Genomic DNA, 2104 nt, shown 5'->3' on the forward strand with positions numbered 1-2104 from the left:
TCGGCGCTTCGTCGATGTCGCGAAAAGGACGTGTTGAGTGAGCCGCGACGTCACCGAACCGGTGTCAGCCTTGGCTGCTAAATAAGGCAAAAACATGGGGGGCAAAAAGATGGGATACTGCAGATTGATCCTGCAATCTGAATATTTTCCTGTCCATCTTATTTCGTCGCCAGTGCCTTGCTCGGTCAGCCCTCGCGCCAGAACGTCGCTGAAGGATCCGTTCGAACTCTCCCTCAACGAAGTTGACGGAGACGTTGCAGAAATGAGGATGTGGTACGATTGCGTTTTTGTAGCCTCGTTGCCTGTCCGTTTTCATTTGACTGCCTTCACGAAAATGTCCAAAAGCACGAATGTCAGCCACTGGATTCAATTGGTGAAAGCCGGTGATTCGGCTGCCGCGAATCAAATTTGGCAACATTACTTTGACCGACTCGTGCGGTCGGTTCGCGCCCGGTTGTTGGGGCAAAACCGAGCTGTGTCGGACGAAGAAGATATCGTGCTGAGTGTCTTTGACAGCTTCTACAATGCGGCCGAAAACGGACGCTTCCCTGATTTGGCCGATCGAGACGACCTGTGGCGGCTGTTGTTGCGAATGGCGGCCAGAAAAGTGGTGGATAAACGGAGACACGATCTGCGGCAGCGACGCGGCGGAAACGTCCAGCTTCATTCATTGGACCACCCGGCGGACGATGCAAACGTCATCGAAGCCATCGGTGAGGAGCCGTCTCCGGAAATGGTATTGATGATGCAAGAATCGGTGGAACAACTTTTTTCACATTTAGGTGTCGGGCAGCTCCGAGATTTAGCGGGTGGAAAGTTAGTAGGGTATTCCAACGCGGAACTCGCACAGCGTTTTGGATGCTCCGAACGGACGATCGAACGTCGTCTGCACCTGATTCGAGAGAAATGTCAGCAGGAATTAGTTGAATTTAATGAACATCCGTCAGAAAAAACTACCGATCGCAGCCCTGGAACAGATTGATGATCGGTGCGCTGAATTTGAACGTCTGTGGCAATCCAACGAGCCGCCGACGATCGAATCCATGCTGGCCGAGGATGTCTCACCCAACGAGCGAAATGTGCTGCTGGCCGAACTCATCGTGCTGGAGATTGACTATAGACGGCGGCGAGGCGAGACGCCGACAAAGCAGGAATACCTCGGCCGATTCCCCGAAGTTTCTGATGCCATCAACGAAGCGCTCAACGAAGGTGATCAGCGGGCGGGCATGTTCCAGCCGCCGACCATAAGTCGTCTTGCTGAACTTTTTCCGACGTTGGAAATCCTCGAGCTGATTGGTGCTGGCGGCATGGGCGCCGTCTACAAGGCCCGTCAAACAGGACTCGACCGTCTGGTCGCGTTGAAAATTCTGCCAGAAGAATTTGGTCACGACGTCAAATTTGCACTTCGTTTCACGCGGGAAGCTCGGACGCTGGCAAAACTGAGTCACCCCAACATTGTGTCCGTCTACGAATTCGGAAACGTCGAAGACACCTACTACTTTCTGATGGAATTTGTTGATGGTTCGACACTTCGAGACGTCGTTAAAGCTGGCCAATTGGCACCCCAGCATGCGTTGGCGATCGTGCCGCACCTCTGCGATGCTCTGCAGTACGCACACGACAAAGGCGTTGTCCATCGCGACATCAAGCCCGAGAACATCCTGATTGCGACCGACGGAGCGGTAAAGATCGCCGACTTTGGTCTCTCGCGTATCATGGGAAATGACAATCAACAAGATTCGTTGACCGGAACACACCAGGTGATGGGGACGCCTCGCTACATGGCGCCCGAACAGTTCGAAGGGGCACATGGCGTTGATCACCGCGCGGACATCTATTCGTTGGGGGTGGTTTTCTACGAAATGTTGACCGGCGAACTGCCAATCGGGCGTTTCGCAGCACCGTCAAAAAAAGTCGAAATCGACGTTCGGCTCGATGAAGTTGTGTTGCGTACGCTCGAGAAAGAGCCGCAACGCCGCTACCAACATGCAAGTCAGATTAAATCGGACGTTCAATCGATTACGTCAACCAATCGTCCTGCGCTAGCGACCACGGTTGTCCGCGATTCGAATGCCCAGGAAATGGACCGCGAAGATAACGTCTG

The 2104-nt window shown here is 53.5% G+C and carries 2 protein-coding genes; both read left to right on the forward strand.

The genetic code is table 11. The annotated features are described in order from the left end of the window. Positions 1–334: 334 nt before the first annotated feature. Positions 335–982 (forward strand): ECF-type sigma factor, encoded by a 648-nt coding sequence (locus RMSM_RS15370; RefSeq protein ID WP_040767095.1) that lies wholly within the window; start codon positions 335–337, stop codon positions 980–982. Continuing rightward, positions 933–2104, forward strand: a 1172-nt coding sequence (locus RMSM_RS15375; RefSeq protein WP_236622155.1) for a serine/threonine-protein kinase, incomplete at its 3' end; no start/stop codon positions are given. The genes RMSM_RS15370 and RMSM_RS15375, both read left to right, overlap by 50 nt.

It is taken from the genome of Rhodopirellula maiorica SM1, assembly GCF_000346295.1.
Taxonomy (GTDB): domain Bacteria; phylum Planctomycetota; class Planctomycetia; order Pirellulales; family Pirellulaceae; genus Novipirellula; species Novipirellula maiorica.